15 protein-coding genes are annotated in these 12,586 nt (G+C 66.7%); 7 read left to right on the forward strand and 8 right to left on the reverse strand.

Going from position 1 to position 12,586, the window contains the following annotated elements; genetic code table 11:
• The first annotated feature begins 3 nt into the window (after window positions 1-3).
• Window positions 4-186, forward strand: coding sequence for a hypothetical protein (locus tag EGM71_RS02090; RefSeq protein ID WP_188487468.1), 183 nt, complete (start codon window positions 4-6; stop codon window positions 184-186).
• Between the two features lie 135 nt (window positions 187-321).
• Here the strand turns inward: EGM71_RS02090 and EGM71_RS02095 are convergent, their stop codons facing one another.
• Window positions 322-1,002: a hypothetical protein gene (locus EGM71_RS02095; protein ID WP_188487470.1), complete on the reverse strand. Its 681-nt coding sequence runs from the start codon at window positions 1,000-1,002 to the stop codon at window positions 322-324.
• 138 nt (window positions 1,003-1,140) lie between these two features.
• Here EGM71_RS02095 and EGM71_RS02100 point away from each other — a divergent pair, with 138 nt between their 5' ends.
• The 3 genes from EGM71_RS02100 to EGM71_RS02110 all read left to right on the forward strand — a co-directional run bounded on the left by EGM71_RS02100 (window position 1,141) and on the right by EGM71_RS02110 (window position 3,417).
• Window positions 1,141-1,791 carry a hypothetical protein gene (locus tag EGM71_RS02100; RefSeq protein WP_188487472.1) on the forward strand — a complete coding sequence of 217 codons (651 nt, stop codon included), beginning with the start codon at window positions 1,141-1,143 and terminating at the stop codon, window positions 1,789-1,791.
• 45 nt (window positions 1,792-1,836) lie between these two features.
• The gene (locus EGM71_RS02105) at window positions 1,837-2,382 is read left to right on the forward strand and encodes an RNA 2'-phosphotransferase (RefSeq protein WP_188487474.1); all 546 of its coding nucleotides are present in this window, start codon (window positions 1,837-1,839) and stop codon (window positions 2,380-2,382) included.
• Between the two features lie 66 nt (window positions 2,383-2,448).
• Window positions 2,449-3,417: a polysaccharide deacetylase family protein gene (locus EGM71_RS02110; RefSeq protein WP_188487476.1), complete on the forward strand. Its 969-nt coding sequence runs from the start codon at window positions 2,449-2,451 to the stop codon at window positions 3,415-3,417.
• A gap of 3 nt (window positions 3,418-3,420) precedes the next feature.
• Here the strand turns inward: EGM71_RS02110 and EGM71_RS02115 are convergent, their stop codons facing one another.
• The 3 genes from EGM71_RS02115 to EGM71_RS02125 form a co-directional block, all read right to left on the reverse strand.
• Window positions 3,421-4,263 (reverse strand): class I SAM-dependent methyltransferase, encoded by an 843-nt coding sequence (locus EGM71_RS02115; RefSeq protein ID WP_188487478.1) that lies wholly within the window; start codon window positions 4,261-4,263, stop codon window positions 3,421-3,423.
• 456 nt (window positions 4,264-4,719) lie between these two features.
• A complete protein-coding gene (locus EGM71_RS02120) occupies window positions 4,720-5,358 on the reverse strand; it encodes a hypothetical protein (RefSeq protein WP_188487479.1) in 639 nt (212 codons plus the stop codon).
• 135 nt (window positions 5,359-5,493) lie between these two features.
• Complete coding sequence (locus EGM71_RS02125; protein WP_188487481.1) at window positions 5,494-5,910, reverse strand: hypothetical protein; 417 nt, start codon at window positions 5,908-5,910, stop codon at window positions 5,494-5,496.
• Window positions 5,911-6,000: 90 nt separating this feature from the next.
• Here EGM71_RS02125 and EGM71_RS20930 point away from each other — a divergent pair, with 90 nt between their 5' ends.
• The gene (locus EGM71_RS20930; RefSeq protein WP_188487483.1) at window positions 6,001-6,285 is read left to right on the forward strand and encodes a hypothetical protein; all 285 of its coding nucleotides are present in this window, start codon (window positions 6,001-6,003) and stop codon (window positions 6,283-6,285) included.
• 89 nt (window positions 6,286-6,374) lie between these two features.
• Here the strand turns inward: EGM71_RS20930 and dmeF are convergent, their stop codons facing one another.
• Entirely contained in the window at window positions 6,375-7,349 is a 975-nt protein-coding gene (gene dmeF, locus EGM71_RS02135; protein WP_188487492.1) for a CDF family Co(II)/Ni(II) efflux transporter DmeF, read from the reverse strand.
• A 49-nt stretch (window positions 7,350-7,398) separates the two neighbouring features.
• Here dmeF and EGM71_RS02140 point away from each other — a divergent pair, with 49 nt between their 5' ends.
• Window positions 7,399-7,683 carry a metal-sensing transcriptional repressor gene (locus EGM71_RS02140; protein ID WP_188487494.1) on the forward strand — a complete coding sequence of 95 codons (285 nt, stop codon included), beginning with the start codon at window positions 7,399-7,401 and terminating at the stop codon, window positions 7,681-7,683.
• 76 nt (window positions 7,684-7,759) lie between these two features.
• Here the strand turns inward: EGM71_RS02140 and EGM71_RS02145 are convergent, their stop codons facing one another.
• Window positions 7,760-8,131 (reverse strand): MerC domain-containing protein, encoded by a 372-nt coding sequence (locus tag EGM71_RS02145; protein WP_014645760.1) that lies wholly within the window; start codon window positions 8,129-8,131, stop codon window positions 7,760-7,762.
• 69 nt (window positions 8,132-8,200) lie between these two features.
• On the opposite strand from EGM71_RS02145, the gene EGM71_RS02150 reads away from it, so the two are divergent.
• Window positions 8,201-9,526 carry a GTP-binding protein gene (locus EGM71_RS02150; RefSeq protein ID WP_188487495.1) on the forward strand — a complete coding sequence of 442 codons (1,326 nt, stop codon included), beginning with the start codon at window positions 8,201-8,203 and terminating at the stop codon, window positions 9,524-9,526.
• A 78-nt stretch (window positions 9,527-9,604) separates the two neighbouring features.
• Here EGM71_RS02150 and EGM71_RS02155 read toward each other — a convergent pair whose 3' ends face one another.
• The gene (locus EGM71_RS02155) at window positions 9,605-11,212 is read right to left on the reverse strand and encodes an ATP-binding cassette domain-containing protein (RefSeq protein WP_188487497.1); all 1,608 of its coding nucleotides are present in this window, start codon (window positions 11,210-11,212) and stop codon (window positions 9,605-9,607) included.
• Window positions 11,213-11,483: 271 nt separating this feature from the next.
• Window positions 11,484-12,383, reverse strand: a complete 900-nt coding sequence (locus EGM71_RS02160) for a LysR family transcriptional regulator (protein ID WP_188487499.1) — start codon at window positions 12,381-12,383, stop codon at window positions 11,484-11,486.
• Between the last annotated feature and the right edge of the window lie 203 nt (window positions 12,384-12,586).

The following is a 12,586-nucleotide window of genomic DNA, read 5'->3' on the forward strand; positions in this document are numbered from 1 at the left end:
ACGATGCGCGAGCCGAAGACACCACCGTGGAAGAAGCCCAAGCCCAGGGGGCAGGCGCCGCAGCCGCTGTCGGATGCACAGAAGGCTGCGGCGCGGCAGCGGGCGGAGGAGAACGGGCGGCGGTATCCGAACCTGGTCGACAACATGTGGGCGGCGAAGCTGCCGCGTGGGCGTGATTTGTCCTGAGCTGAGCGTGGACTCCGCATTGCACGGTTTCGCCATGCGTTCATCCACGCATGGCGTGGATCTAACGCCGAAGTATGTGGGCGGCGAAGCTGCCGCGAGGGTCGTGATTTTCATTGAGTCGGGCATGGCTCGGCTCTACGGACCGGGCAATGGCTGCCAGCCCGACTCCCGCCATGGCGCTACGTCGCGCTGCTGCACGTTGATCGCCTCGATCGGAAATCCTGCCAGCCGTGCCAGGTCCGCACGCAGCATTTCGCTGTCTACCGGCAGCGCGATGGCCACCTGCAGGCGGTCGCCCTGCTGCCGCACCTGCACGGGCACGACCGCATGGGCTTCATGCTCGCCGCCGGTGCGACCGATCGGGTAGCGCATCGCCGTGGGCCGCCCCAGCTGTGCGAGCGCGGGTTGCCATGCCTGCAGCACGACGGGCTGTGCCGCCACGGGAACCGGCACTTCGATGAGGGCACCGGGGTAGCCGACGAGGTTGCCCACCATCACCTGGAAGCGTGCGCCATCGGGGATGACCAGCACGGTGGCGATCAGCACCATCAGCGAGAGGACAGCTGCAGCGAAGTGCCAGCTGCGGGGCGCGGTGGCGGCGCGGGTTGCCGTGCGCAGGCCCGGCTTGCGGCGCAGCTTGCGCGCATAGATGCGTCGATCTTTCTTGCGGGGGCTGCTGCTGTGCTCCGGCAGGTTCAGCGGGACGCGAGGCATCCGCGCGACACGTGCATTGATCAGGCGCGAGAGCAACCACCACGCGAGCACGAACGCCAGCAGTGGCAGCAGCGTTCGTACGACCAGGTACAGCATCACCATCGGGAACACCCTGCTTGGCACACACGGATTCAATCAACCTTGCCATCGTAACGGTGCTGCGTGGTGCGTGTCGCATCCGCCAGCCGACAGGCCTGAAACGCTTGGTTAGGATGGCTCTTTGCTGTCATGGATGAACCGATGAGCCCTGCCACGTCCCGAATCCGCCGCATCTGCGGGCAGGGCCCGATCCTGCTGATGCTGCAACTGGTCGCGCTGCTGTCCGTCGCGTTGGCAGCGGGCTTCTTCCATTACCGGGTCGACCTGCTGCTGGAGCCGATCAACGCGGCCTGCGGTGGCCCGGATGAGCAGGCACGGTTGCAGATGGCCGAACAGGTGATGGCACGTGCCGGCGCATTGGATGACTGGCAACCCCTGAGTTGGATTCCGGTGGCAGGCATCGTGCTGGCGCTGCTGGGGGCGATGGCGGTGTGTGCGAGCCGAGCGCTGTGGCTGCGCGATCGGCTGCGCACGGCGAACCTGGCGCTGATGCTGCTGCACGGGGGCGCATTGGGCTTGGCCGGGTGGACGCTGCACCTGTACGAGAACGCGTGGAGCAGCGTGGCGCGACTGTCACCCACGGCATGCCTGATGGACCTGGTGGCGGAGGGCGATACCCCGCTGGTGCAGGCGCAGCACGTGGTGTTCCACATTCTGGCGCGCGAGAACGCGACGCTGCTGCGCAATCCGGATGATCTGGCGATGGTGCTGGCGGTCCTGCTGCTGGCGACGATGGTGGGCGGCATCGCGCTGTGGCGGGGGATCGCGCGGGCCCGGACGGCACGATCGTAAGTGGCCTGACTGGCATCCGGCAGTGATCTGCGGCAGCCTATGCCGATGAGTACGGATACTTCACACAAGCACGCCAGCAAGTTCATGAGCCTGGTGTTGCGCCACGAACCGGAGAAGATCGGCCTGCAGCTGGATGCGCAGGGCTGGGCCGATGTCGATGATCTGCTGCAGCGGATGGCCGATCATGGCGTGGCGCTGGACCGGCACACCCTGCAGGCGGTGGTCGAGACCAATGACAAGCAGCGCTTCGCGCTGAGCGACGACGGTCTGCGCATCCGCGCCAGCCAGGGGCATTCGATCCAGGTGGATCTGGGCCTGGAGGCGCTGCAGCCGCCGGCATGGTTGTACCACGGCACGGTGGCCCGCTTCGTCGGTGCCATCCGTGAGCAGGGCCTGCGGCCTGGCGAGCGCCAGCACGTGCACCTGTCGCTGGATCGCCAGACCGCGCAGCAGGTGGGCGCACGCCGCGGTGCGCCGGTCATCCTCAGCGTGGATGCCGGGCGCATGCATGCCGACGGCCATGTGTTCCACCGTTCGGCCAATGGCGTGTGGCTGACCACGCACGTGCCGCCGCAGTACATCGCCGGCTGAGCACACGCTCGGCGGCGCGCGGCAATCGCGCTACAGTCGATCCCTCGCCACTCCAGGGAAGACCCGATGCGCTTGTTGCTGCGTGCGTTGCCGTTGTTGCTGTTGTCGCTGGCGGTGCACGCCGCCGAGGTGGATCGCCGTATCGCGGTGACCATCGACGATCTGCCATGGGCACGGCTGGACGAGATCGTACCGCCGGACCTGCAGGCACGGCATGAGGCGTTGATGGCCCAGCTGCATCAGGCGGGCGTGCCGGTGGTCGGCTTCGTCAACGAGAACAAGCTTGAGGTGGACGGGCAGGTGCAGCCGGCGCGGGTGCAGATGCTGCGGGACTGGCGCGATGCTGGCTATGTGCTGGGCAACCACACGTACTCGCACATGGATCTGAATGCGAAGGGCGTGGCGGCGTTCCAGCAGGACTTCCTGCGCGGCGAGACGGTGCTGCGGCCGCTGCTGGCCGAGAAGGGGCAGGCGCCGCAGTGGATGCGCCATCCCTACCTGCGTGCCGGGCGCACCGCGGATGAGCGCGTGCAGATGGATGCGTTCTTCAAGCAGCATGGCTACCGCGTGGCACCGGTGACGGTGGACAACGGTGAGTGGGTGTGGGCGTTCGCCTATGCCAACGTGATGAACGAGCAGGCGGACTCGCCCACGCGCGCGGCGACGCTGGCGCAGCTGCGCAAGGGCTACGTGCCGTACATGCTGAACAAGCTGGACTACTACGAGAAGCAGTCACAGGCGTTGCTGGGTTACGCGCTGCCGCAGGTGTGGTTGATGCACGCCAACGAGCTCAATGCGGCGACGTTCGCCGAACTGGTGGCGGCTACCAGGCGCCGAGGCTATCGCTTCATTTCGCTGGACGAAGCGATGCGAGACCCGGCGTATGCGCGGGGCGCCGAAGGTTACAACGGCCGCTACGGCCCGAGCTGGCTGCACCGTTGGGCGATGGCGGAGAAAAAGCCGAAGGACTTCTACGCCGGCGAACCCGAGGTGCCGGCGTGGGTGATGAAACTGGCCAAGGTCGATTCGGAGTGACGCTCAGCGCTTGACGGCCAGCACGCCGTCCAGCGCCAGCTCGGCCTTGAAACCGGCCTTCTCCAGGCGCTTGGCCACTTCACGCGGTACGTCGCGGCCGCTGGTCAGCTTGTTCGGCGCACCGGTGTAGTGGAACAGACGGCCGCCCTTGCGGATGACGCGGGCGAGGTGGTCGTAGAACACCTGTGAGTACAGCTCGCCGGCGATGCCGAAGCGCGGCGGGTCGTGCAGGATCGCGTCGACACTGTTGCTGGCCACCTGTTCGATCTGCTGCGAGACGTCGCCGTGGCTGAACTGCAGGCGGCCGCCGGCGACAGCCGAGTCCGGATCCGGCGACCACGGGTTGAGCGTGCGCAGCCACATCACATCGGCGTTCTTCTCGAACGAGCGGATCTGGCCGACACCGGCTTCCAGCGCGCAGGCGGCGAAGTAGCCCAGGCCACCACAGGTATCGAGGATGACCTTGCCGGCGGGAGCGACCAGCTCGACCTTGCGGCGCGCATCCTCGAACGGCGACAGCTTCGAGGTCGGCAGCATCTTGATGCCGTCGATCTCGAAGGTCGGTGCGCCCCATTCGGTCGGCACCAGCTTGATCAGCGAACCGCTGTAGCGCGAGATCGGCGCGAACTCTTCGCCATCCCAGTAGTACAGCGTGCGGTCCTTCAGCTTGCCCGGCCAGGGGTAGGGCTGGCCACGGAAGTGGAAGCCGTCCGCACCCAGCGCCACGCTGTCCTGGCTGCGGCCGAGGTCGAGCGAGCCCTGCCAGTCGGCGGCGCCCTTGTCATGGGCACGGCGCAGGGTGTCGGCGCTGTCGCGGGTCAGCAGGGGGCCGGTGTAATGGGGCACGGCGGGTACCGGGGCGGTTCGGGGGAGGGCATGGTACCGCAGGACCTTCGCCAGGATACTGAGATTCCGTAGTGCAGACCCAACCGGTGGAGGGAGTTGGTAGAGATGCAGTTCCCAATGAGGGCGTCATGCCCATGGCGGCACAGAATTCTCTGTGGAAGTCGCGTGCCGCTGAGGGTTGAAGATCGTAATGATAGGTCAGTACTCCCTCTTCATTTCTGATCAGAAGTTGCTGGATGCATATCATGTTTCCAGGACTGTCAGGGGCCAATGTGCTGCGGATGACCACAGGCGTCCCTTGGAGGCTGTAGTCCGCGCTCAGTTGGCCTGGGATGCATGAGCTTGATACGAAAATCAGGGATTGAACGATGGTAGCGATCATCGGGAATCGGGTCATGTACCTAAGCAGCGAGGGTGGCTTGGTCACCCTCACTGCTAGGTCAAAAGGTTCTGGTATCAGTTGGCTCTGATGGAGCCACGATCACTGGCGCAGGCGCGCGGTACACAACCTTCCATCAGCGTATTCATCGTCTGTGGGGAATGAGCAAAGCAGAGGACTCTTGCAGTGTGATTTCCCACAGTGTTTGGCGGATAATACTCGCTATAGAAGGTCCGACACCTTCCGTTGTCTATTTGCGCGCTACCCTGGATGTTCCCGCTGACTGAGCTGTTGAATCTTACGGTTCCGTAGGAAACGAAGTTCTGGCCAGCTGACACCTGTCCATTTGGTGCATAGGCGATTACATAGTCAGTACTCTTTGCGTCGCTAGCACTGTTCAAATCGATGCTTGAGCAATGCCACGCGGCGCTTCCTGGCCCCACTGTGATGGACTCGCCCTTGGCAGGGTTCATTCCAAGATCTGCGCAGGAGGCCTCGTGATACTGCTTCGTCGCTTCCGTTTGATCGTCGTAGCGATATACATATTGTCCCTTCGAGTTGCGGGTGAGGGACTGCTCCACACTGATCGTCCCCCCAATGAAGTCGGGCCATTCTGCGCTGCGAACTATTTTTTCCGGGGTCTTCGCTTTGTCTGCGGTTTGTCCGACAGCTGGATTTCTGTCTCCTGCCTGCACGGATGCAGAGGCGATGAACATGATGATGGCTAGCTGCAATTTCACTTGGGCCTCTCAAATCTGGGTGAGGCTCCATCTTCGCTACTTGCCCAATGGTGCTTTGGGTTGCATCACGCAGTTCTTTGGATTTCAAACATTTCTCAAAAGTCTGTGTCGCTAATCGCACTTCACCGCATACACCGGCCCGGCCCCGATCAGCATCAACGCCATGTAATCGCTGTCGCTGGCCTTGCCCTTCAGCGTCGCGCCCTTGTTGAAGTGGAAGATGCCGAAGCCGCCGGCCATGCGGATCAGCGCACTGTCGATCTGCTCGGCGTCGTCGCGGAAGTAGCGGCTGATCTCGCTGCGGGTGGCCTTGTGCAGGGCATTGGGTTCGCGCTGCCACTGCTCGCCGCGGCTGAAGGAAACGAAGTACTGGCCGCCTTCCTTGTCGATGCGGAAGTCGGCGGGCTTGCGCGCGCCGGTGGCGAAGCAGCCCTGCAATGGGTCGGCGGAGAAGGGAAGCCGCGCATCGTCGCCGCAGGCAGTGAGCAGCAGGAGGGCACCGGGCAGCAGCAGGCGAAGCGTGCGCATGGGATGTCCCTACAGGGCAGGTGCGGCTAGTGTAGGCAGCACGCGGCCGCGGCCCGTACAGAAATTCGGCAAGGACACAGGGGTTTTCGGATGGCGCAGGGCAAGGCACCGTGGTGCGGCGTGGCCAGTTGGCTGGGGATCGCTGTGGGGTGGGGTGCAGGCACCGTGGCGGCGCACGCGGCTGTGGCTGCAGGCGGCAATGGCATGGCCGCTGGGCTGGGCGTGGGCGTGCTGGGCGCGGCGCTGGTGGGCTGCGGCCTGGCGGTGGCCTCGCGCGTGCGCGGTGAGCGCTGGCCGTGGATCGGTATTGGTGGTGCGGTGCTGAGTGCGCTGCCGCTGCTGATGTACCTGCTGCGGATGATGTTGAAGCTCTAGCGGGTAGTGCCGGCCGCTGGCCGGCAACCCCATGAACGCCGCACGCAACCTGCAGTTGCCGGCCAGCGGCCGGCACTACCCGACGCGGGTCATGCGCTGCGGTGGATCTCCACGGTGACATGTACCAGCTCTTCGTGGATGGCCAGCGCGTTGCGCACGGTATCGGCATCGAGGCTGGCGTCGCTGGTGACCACGCTGGCGCTGACCGCGTACTTGCCGCGGCCGACCTGCCAGACGTGCAGGTCGGCCAGGCGTGCCGGCCACGGGCCCTGTTCGATCACTTCACGTACTTCAGCCACCACCGGCGCGTCCATCTGCGCGTCGAGCAGGATGCGACCGCTGTCGCGCAGCAGGCCAATCGCCCACACCGTCACCAGCACGGCGCCGACCAGGCCCATCACCGGGTCCAGCCAGGTCAGGCCGAGCAGCTTGCCGCCGAGCAGGGCGACGATGGCCAACACTGAGGTGGCGGCGTCGGCCAGCACGTGCACATAGGCCGAGCGCAGGTTGAGGTCGTGGCCGTGTGCGTGGCTGTGGTCGTGGTGATCGTGGCCATGCCCGTGGTCATGGCCATGGGCATGACTGTGATGATGATGCGCGTGTCCGGGGCTGTCGTGCAGCCACCAGGCGCACAGCAGGTTCACGCCCAGCCCGACCGCAGCGATGGCGATGGCTTCGTTGTAGTGGATCGGCGCCGGTACCCACAGCCGCTGCAGTGACTGCACGGCCATCAGCGCGGCGACGCCAAGCAGGGCGATGGCGCTGGTATAGCCGGCCAGGATCTCGATCTTCCAGGTGCCGAAGGCGAAGCGCGGGTCGTGCGCGTAGCGGCGCGCACAGCGGTAGGCGAACACCGAGAGGCCCAGCGCCAGCGCATGCGAACTCATGTGCCAGCCGTCGGCGAGCACGGCCATGGAGTTGAACCACCATCCGCCGACGATCTCCACCAGCATCATGCAGACGGTGAGCCACAGGGCGCGGCGGGTGTTGCGTTCGGCCAGCGGGTTGCCGTCGTCGAAACGGTGTTCGTGGCGACGGGCGGCGGCGAGGGCGTCCAGATGCATGGGGGTCAGAGGGTGGAGTGGATACCCCTATAGGGTATATGATCCGACCATGGCTCATGTACACAAGCATCGAAAGCAGTTGCTGTCCCGTGTGCGCCGCATCGGCGGGCAGGTGGCGGCGTTGGAGCAGGCGCTGGACAGGCCGGAGGGCGAGGCCGGCGACTGTGCGGACGTGCTGGTGCAGGTTGCCGCCGTGCGCGGTGCCGCCCACAGCCTGCTGATGGAGCTGCTGCACGAGCACCTGCAGGAACACGTGGTCGGCGCCGAAGACCCGCAGCAGCGGGCGGCCGAGGCAGAGGTGCTGGTCGAGCTGCTGCGCCGCTACGGCAAATAGCAGGTAGTGCCGGCCGCTGGCCGGCAACCGCAGATTAGTGTGTGAAATTCATGGAGTTGCCGGCCAGCGGCCGGCACTACCCGTGCCGGTGCCGCGCGTTCCAGATGTGCGTGGCGGCCAGCAGCAGGCTGCCGGTGACCGTCATCGGTGTCTCCCAGTCGTGCGAGGGCAGCGCCAACGCACCGGCCAGCAGCAGGCCGAGCCCGGCGCCGGCGGTGGCCCAGGCCAGCACCGGCAGCGGGTGACGGCGCTCGGCCCGCCACAGCGCGTAGCCGGTCAGCGGCAGGGCGATGGCCACGAACAGCAGGTGCACCCATTCCGCTTCGGCCCAGGTGCCAAACAGTGGCAGCGCGGCGGCAAGCAGGGGCAGCGCCAGGCAGTGCAGCAGGCACAGGCTGGACAGGGCGACCGCGCCGGCATCGAGCAGGGCGGCAGAAGGCGACTTCATCGGGGGAGGTTCCTTGCACAACAATTGTTATACAGTAACATTTCCGTTCCGCAGCCAACCCGCTCCGACATGAACACTGTTTCCCGCGCCGACCGTCGCCTTCCGGTCACCGTGCTGTCCGGCTTCCTCGGGGCCGGCAAGACCACTCTGCTCAACCAGATCCTGCGCAACCGCGAGGGCCTGCGTGTGGCGGTCATCGTCAACGACATGAGCGAGGTCAACATCGATGCGCAGCTGGTGCGCGAGGGTGGCGCCGAACTGCGCCGCACCGAAGAGACGCTGGTGGAATTCAGCAATGGCTGCATCTGCTGCACGCTGCGCGATGACCTGCTGCAGGAAGTGCGGCGCCTGGCCGACGCTGGTCGTTATGACTACCTGCTGATCGAGTCGACGGGCATCGGTGAACCGATGCCGGTGGCGGCCACCTTCGCGGTACGCGACGAGCACGGCTTCAGCCTGAGTGACATCGCGCGCCTGGACACGATGGTGACGGTGGTGGATGGCAGCGCGTTCCTCGCCGACTTCGGCTCGACGTTGCGCCTGGCCGAGCGTGGCCAGCAGGCCGGACCGGATGACGATCGCGGCGTGGTCGACCTGCTGTGCGAGCAGGTCGAGTTCGCCGACGTGATCGTGGTCAGCAAGGTCGACCAGGTGGATGACGAAGTGCTGCAGGACACGCTGGCCGTGCTGCGTGGCTTGAACCGCGACGCGAAGCTGCTGCTGTCCAGCTTCGGCGATGTTCCCCTGGCCGAGCTGCTGGACACCGGCCGCTTCGATTACGAGCGTGCGCAACGTGCGCCGGGTTGGGTGAAGGAACTGCGTGGCGAACACACGCCCGAAACCGAGGAGTACGGCATCGCCAGTTTCGTCTATCGCTCGCGGCGTCCGTTCCATCCTGCGCGCTTCGCCCGCGCGCTGCAGTCGGGCATGCCGGGTGTGATCCGCAGCAAGGGCTGGTTCTGGCTGGCCAACCGCATGGACTGGGTGGGCGAGCTGAACACTGTGGGTGCCGCGACGCGGACGCAGGCGGCGGGATTCTGGTACGCCGCGCGCGATCGCGTGCGCGCCGGGCTGGAAGACACCGCGCCGTTGCTGCCGCCGACGCCGCTGCCCTACAGCGACCTGGGGTGGGCACGGCAGCAGGCCGACTGCTGGAGCGCGCCGTTGCCGGGGCTGGAAGCATTCCCGGATGCGGCCGCGCATTCGGCGATGCAACGGCTGTGGCACCCGCTGTGGGGCGACCGCCGCCAGGAGCTGGTGGTGATCGGCGTGCACATGGATGAGCGTGCAGTGCGCGCGGAGCTGGATGCCTGCCTGCTCAACGAACAGGAGCTGCGTGCCGGCCCGCTGCTGTGGCATCAGCTGCCGCAGGCGTTCCCGGTGTGGAAGCGGTGAGCGGGCGTTGAGGGTTCGGGGTGTGCCGGCCAGCGGCCGGCACTACCCGCCATGCATCGATCCACGCATGGCGTGGATCTACAGGGCGTCGCGCCACTGCCAGCCATCGGCACCGACCTGCAACACCTGCGTCGGCTGTAACGCCTGCAGCAGGTGCTGGTCGTGGCTGACCATCACCAGGGCACCCGGCCATGCCACCAGCAGTTCTTCCAGCGCCTGCAAGGCACCCAGATCCAGCGCATTGCCGGGCTCGTCCAGCAGCAGCAACTGCGGTGCGGGATCGGCATACAGCACGCTGGCCAGCGCGCCTTTCACCCGTTCGCCATCGCTGAGGCTATGGGCTGCACGCTGGATACGCTGTGCGTCCAGCCCGAGCAGGGCCAGCCGCGTGCGCAGTTCACCCGCATCAGCCGCCGGGTTGGCGGCCTGCACGGTGTCGAGAATGCTGCGTTCGCCGGACAATCCCAGCAGCTGCTGGTCGAGCAGCGCCAGGGGTGCATGGCGTTGCACGGTGCCACTGCGTGCAGGCCGCTGCCCGGCCAGCACGCGCAGCAGCGTGGACTTGCCACTGCCGTTGTCACCGACCACGGTGATGCGTTGGCCGCGGCGGATCTCCAGTTGCAACGGCGCACTGCAGCCATGCGGCAGCACCAGCGACTCCGCCTGCAGCAGGCGTGCGCTGCCGCGTTCACCGTCACCGGCAAACAGTGCCAGTTCCGGCGCGGCCTGAACCGCCGAGGCTGCAGCGCGCAGCTGGTCTGCGCTGACCTGCAGGCGTTCGGCCTGTACCTGCTGCGCGCGGCCGTGGCTGGCCTCGGCACGCTGCTTCTGCCGGCCGAGCAGGATCGGCGCCTGGTTGGCCTGCTTCGCATCGCGATTGCCGCGTGCCTGGCGTTGCTGCTGGCGTTCGTGCTGTTCCCGCGCGCTGCGCTGTTGCTGCCGGTGCTGGGCGCGCGCATGGTCGAGCTGTGCAGCAGCGGCTTCGCGTTCGGCAGCACGCGCGTCGGCATAGTGCTGCCACGGCCCGCCATAGCGATGCAGCCCGCGCGCGTCGAGCTCGACGATCTGCTGCATCTGCGCCAGCAGCTCGCGATCATGGCTGATCACCAGCAGGCCACCGCGCCATTGCTGCAGCTGTTGGTACAGCTGCTGGCGATGGCGTGCATCGAGGTGATTGCTGGGTTCGTCCAGGATCAGCCAATCGGCGCCGCTGGCCCAGGCGCCGGACAGCGCCACCTGCATGGCCTGGCCGCCACTGAGGCGCGCGGCGGGTTGGGCGGGATCGAGATCGTCGGGCAGCCGTAGGGCTTGCCATTGCTGCTGCAGGCGCTCGCGCAGATCCCAACGTTCACCGACGCAGGCGAAGTCGTTCTCGTCCACGCTGCCGGCTTCGATGCGTTGCAGCGCGGCCAGTTCCGCGCCGACGCCGGCCAGTTCACCGACTGTGCCGGCGGGTGGATAGCCGGGCGTCGGCAACAGGAACACGCGGCCGCTGCCGCGTACCTGCCCGTTCTCTGGCTGCAGCCGACCGGCCAGCAGGCGTGCGAGCACGCTCTTGCCGGAGCCATTGGCACCCACCAGGCCGGTGGCGACCGGATCGAAGGAAAACGAGAGATCGGAAAACAGCGGGCGGCCGTCGGCCAGCCGATACGACACGCGATCGAGCGTGAGGGAATGTGTGGTCATGCGACCTCCATGGATGCCGGGTTCTCCCCTGCGCGCAGGGGCGGGAAGAGTCAGGCCGTCTAGCGGGAAGACGGCGGCATCAATGGCGCATTGGTCGCGAGCCTCTTGGAGGAATGAGGGGGCAGTATAGCGGTGTTGGCTGAATGGCCGGGTGTGGCACCGCCGGGCATGGCCGACGCTACAAGGCATCCAGGCACGGTGTGGATCTACTGCACGAGGCACGCATGGCGTGGATCTACGGTGGGTCGGGCATGGGGTGGATCGATCGCGGCTACGGCACGGTTTCCAGGCGGGCGCTGACGAAGTCGATGAACACCCGCAGCTTCGGCAGTACGTGGCGGCCCGAGGGCCACAGCAGGTGGAAGATGCCGCAGGAATGCACGTGTTCGTCCAGCACGGTGACCAGGCGGCCGTCTGCCAGCGCGTCGCGCACCGAGTGCACCGGTACGAAGGCCAGCCCGATATCGTGCAGCGCCAGCGCGACCCGTGCCTCGATGGTGTTGGCCACCATGTGCACCGGCAGTTCCTGCGGTGTTTCGTGGTCGGGCCAGTGGATCGGCCACAGTTCCAGCTTGCCGGTGCTGGGGAAGCGGTAGTGCAGCAACGTGTGCTGCAACAGGTCGGCCGGCGTGCGTGGCGTGCCGCGGCGCTGCAGGTACGCCGGCGAGGCAACGATGCGGCGTGGAAACACGCCCAGGCGACGTGCGTTCATGCGTGAGTCGCTGGGTTCGCCGACACGCAGCACGGCGTCGAAACCCTCCTCGATGACATCGACCAGCCGGTCGCTGAAATCCAGGTCGAGGCGGATGTCCGGATACGCCGCCATGAACTCGGCCATCAACGGCAGGGTGAGGTCGCCCACCAACGGCAGGCCGATGCGCAGCGTGCCGCGAGGCGTGGCGTGCGGCTGTGCCAGTTCGGTGCGCGCGGCATCGCGCTCGTCGAGGATGCGCCGGCAGCGCGCCAGGAACAGCTGGCCCTCGGCGGTGAGCGTGATGCTGCGCGTGCTGCGGTGGAACAGGCGCACGCCCAGTGCGTGCTCCAGCCGCGCAACGCATTTGCCGGCGGCCGAGGCGGAGATGCCCTGCAGGCGACCGGTCTCGACGAAGCTGCGGGTGTCGGCGGCGTGGACGAAGGTCTGCAGGTTGGCGAGGTTGTCCAGGACTGACATGGGCGTACGGGCAATGAAAGCAGCAGGGTAGGGGCGCGTGATCGCGACGGGCGGCGCCGCCACCGCAACACTGTGGTGCGGGGCGGGTCGCCGGCCGTTGCGGCCTTGCAGTTCCGGGCATGATGCCGATTGCGGACTGCACGGTCCATGATGCCCGGAGCGGCAACCGGCTTTTTGCGCCGTGCCGTGCTGCCTAACGTGGC

The sequence above is a fragment of the Stenotrophomonas maltophilia genome, assembly GCF_006970445.1.
Classification (GTDB): domain Bacteria; phylum Pseudomonadota; class Gammaproteobacteria; order Xanthomonadales; family Xanthomonadaceae; genus Stenotrophomonas; species Stenotrophomonas maltophilia_AU.

Bases quoted from the DNA above. Each gene is read 5' to 3' on its own strand.
- EGM71_RS02110 (WP_188487476.1), top strand. From the start codon at position 2,449: ATGCGCTTGTTGCTGCGTGCGTTGCCGTTGTTGCTGTTGTCGCTGGCG.
- EGM71_RS02150 (WP_188487495.1), top strand. From the start codon at position 8,201: ATGAACACTGTTTCCCGCGCCGACCGTCGCCTTCCGGTCACCGTGCTG.
- EGM71_RS02100 (WP_188487472.1), top strand. From the start codon at position 1,141: ATGAGCCCTGCCACGTCCCGAATCCGCCGCATCTGCGGGCAGGGCCCG.
- EGM71_RS02140 (WP_188487494.1), top strand. From the start codon at position 7,399: ATGGCTCATGTACACAAGCATCGAAAGCAGTTGCTGTCCCGTGTGCGC.
- EGM71_RS02120 (WP_188487479.1), bottom strand. From the start codon at position 5,358: ATGTTCATCGCCTCTGCATCCGTGCAGGCAGGAGACAGAAATCCAGCT.
- EGM71_RS02125 (WP_188487481.1), bottom strand. From the start codon at position 5,910: ATGCGCACGCTTCGCCTGCTGCTGCCCGGTGCCCTCCTGCTGCTCACT.
- dmeF (WP_188487492.1), bottom strand. From the start codon at position 7,349: ATGCATCTGGACGCCCTCGCCGCCGCCCGTCGCCACGAACACCGTTTC.
- EGM71_RS20930 (WP_188487483.1), top strand. From the start codon at position 6,001: ATGGCGCAGGGCAAGGCACCGTGGTGCGGCGTGGCCAGTTGGCTGGGG.
- EGM71_RS02160 (WP_188487499.1), bottom strand. From the start codon at position 12,383: ATGTCAGTCCTGGACAACCTCGCCAACCTGCAGACCTTCGTCCACGCC.
- EGM71_RS02145 (WP_014645760.1), bottom strand. From the start codon at position 8,131: ATGAAGTCGCCTTCTGCCGCCCTGCTCGATGCCGGCGCGGTCGCCCTG.
- EGM71_RS02090 (WP_188487468.1), top strand. From the start codon at position 4: ATGCGCGAGCCGAAGACACCACCGTGGAAGAAGCCCAAGCCCAGGGGG.
- EGM71_RS02105 (WP_188487474.1), top strand. From the start codon at position 1,837: ATGAGTACGGATACTTCACACAAGCACGCCAGCAAGTTCATGAGCCTG.
- EGM71_RS02095 (WP_188487470.1), bottom strand. From the start codon at position 1,002: ATGGTGATGCTGTACCTGGTCGTACGAACGCTGCTGCCACTGCTGGCG.
- EGM71_RS02155 (WP_188487497.1), bottom strand. From the start codon at position 11,212: ATGACCACACATTCCCTCACGCTCGATCGCGTGTCGTATCGGCTGGCC.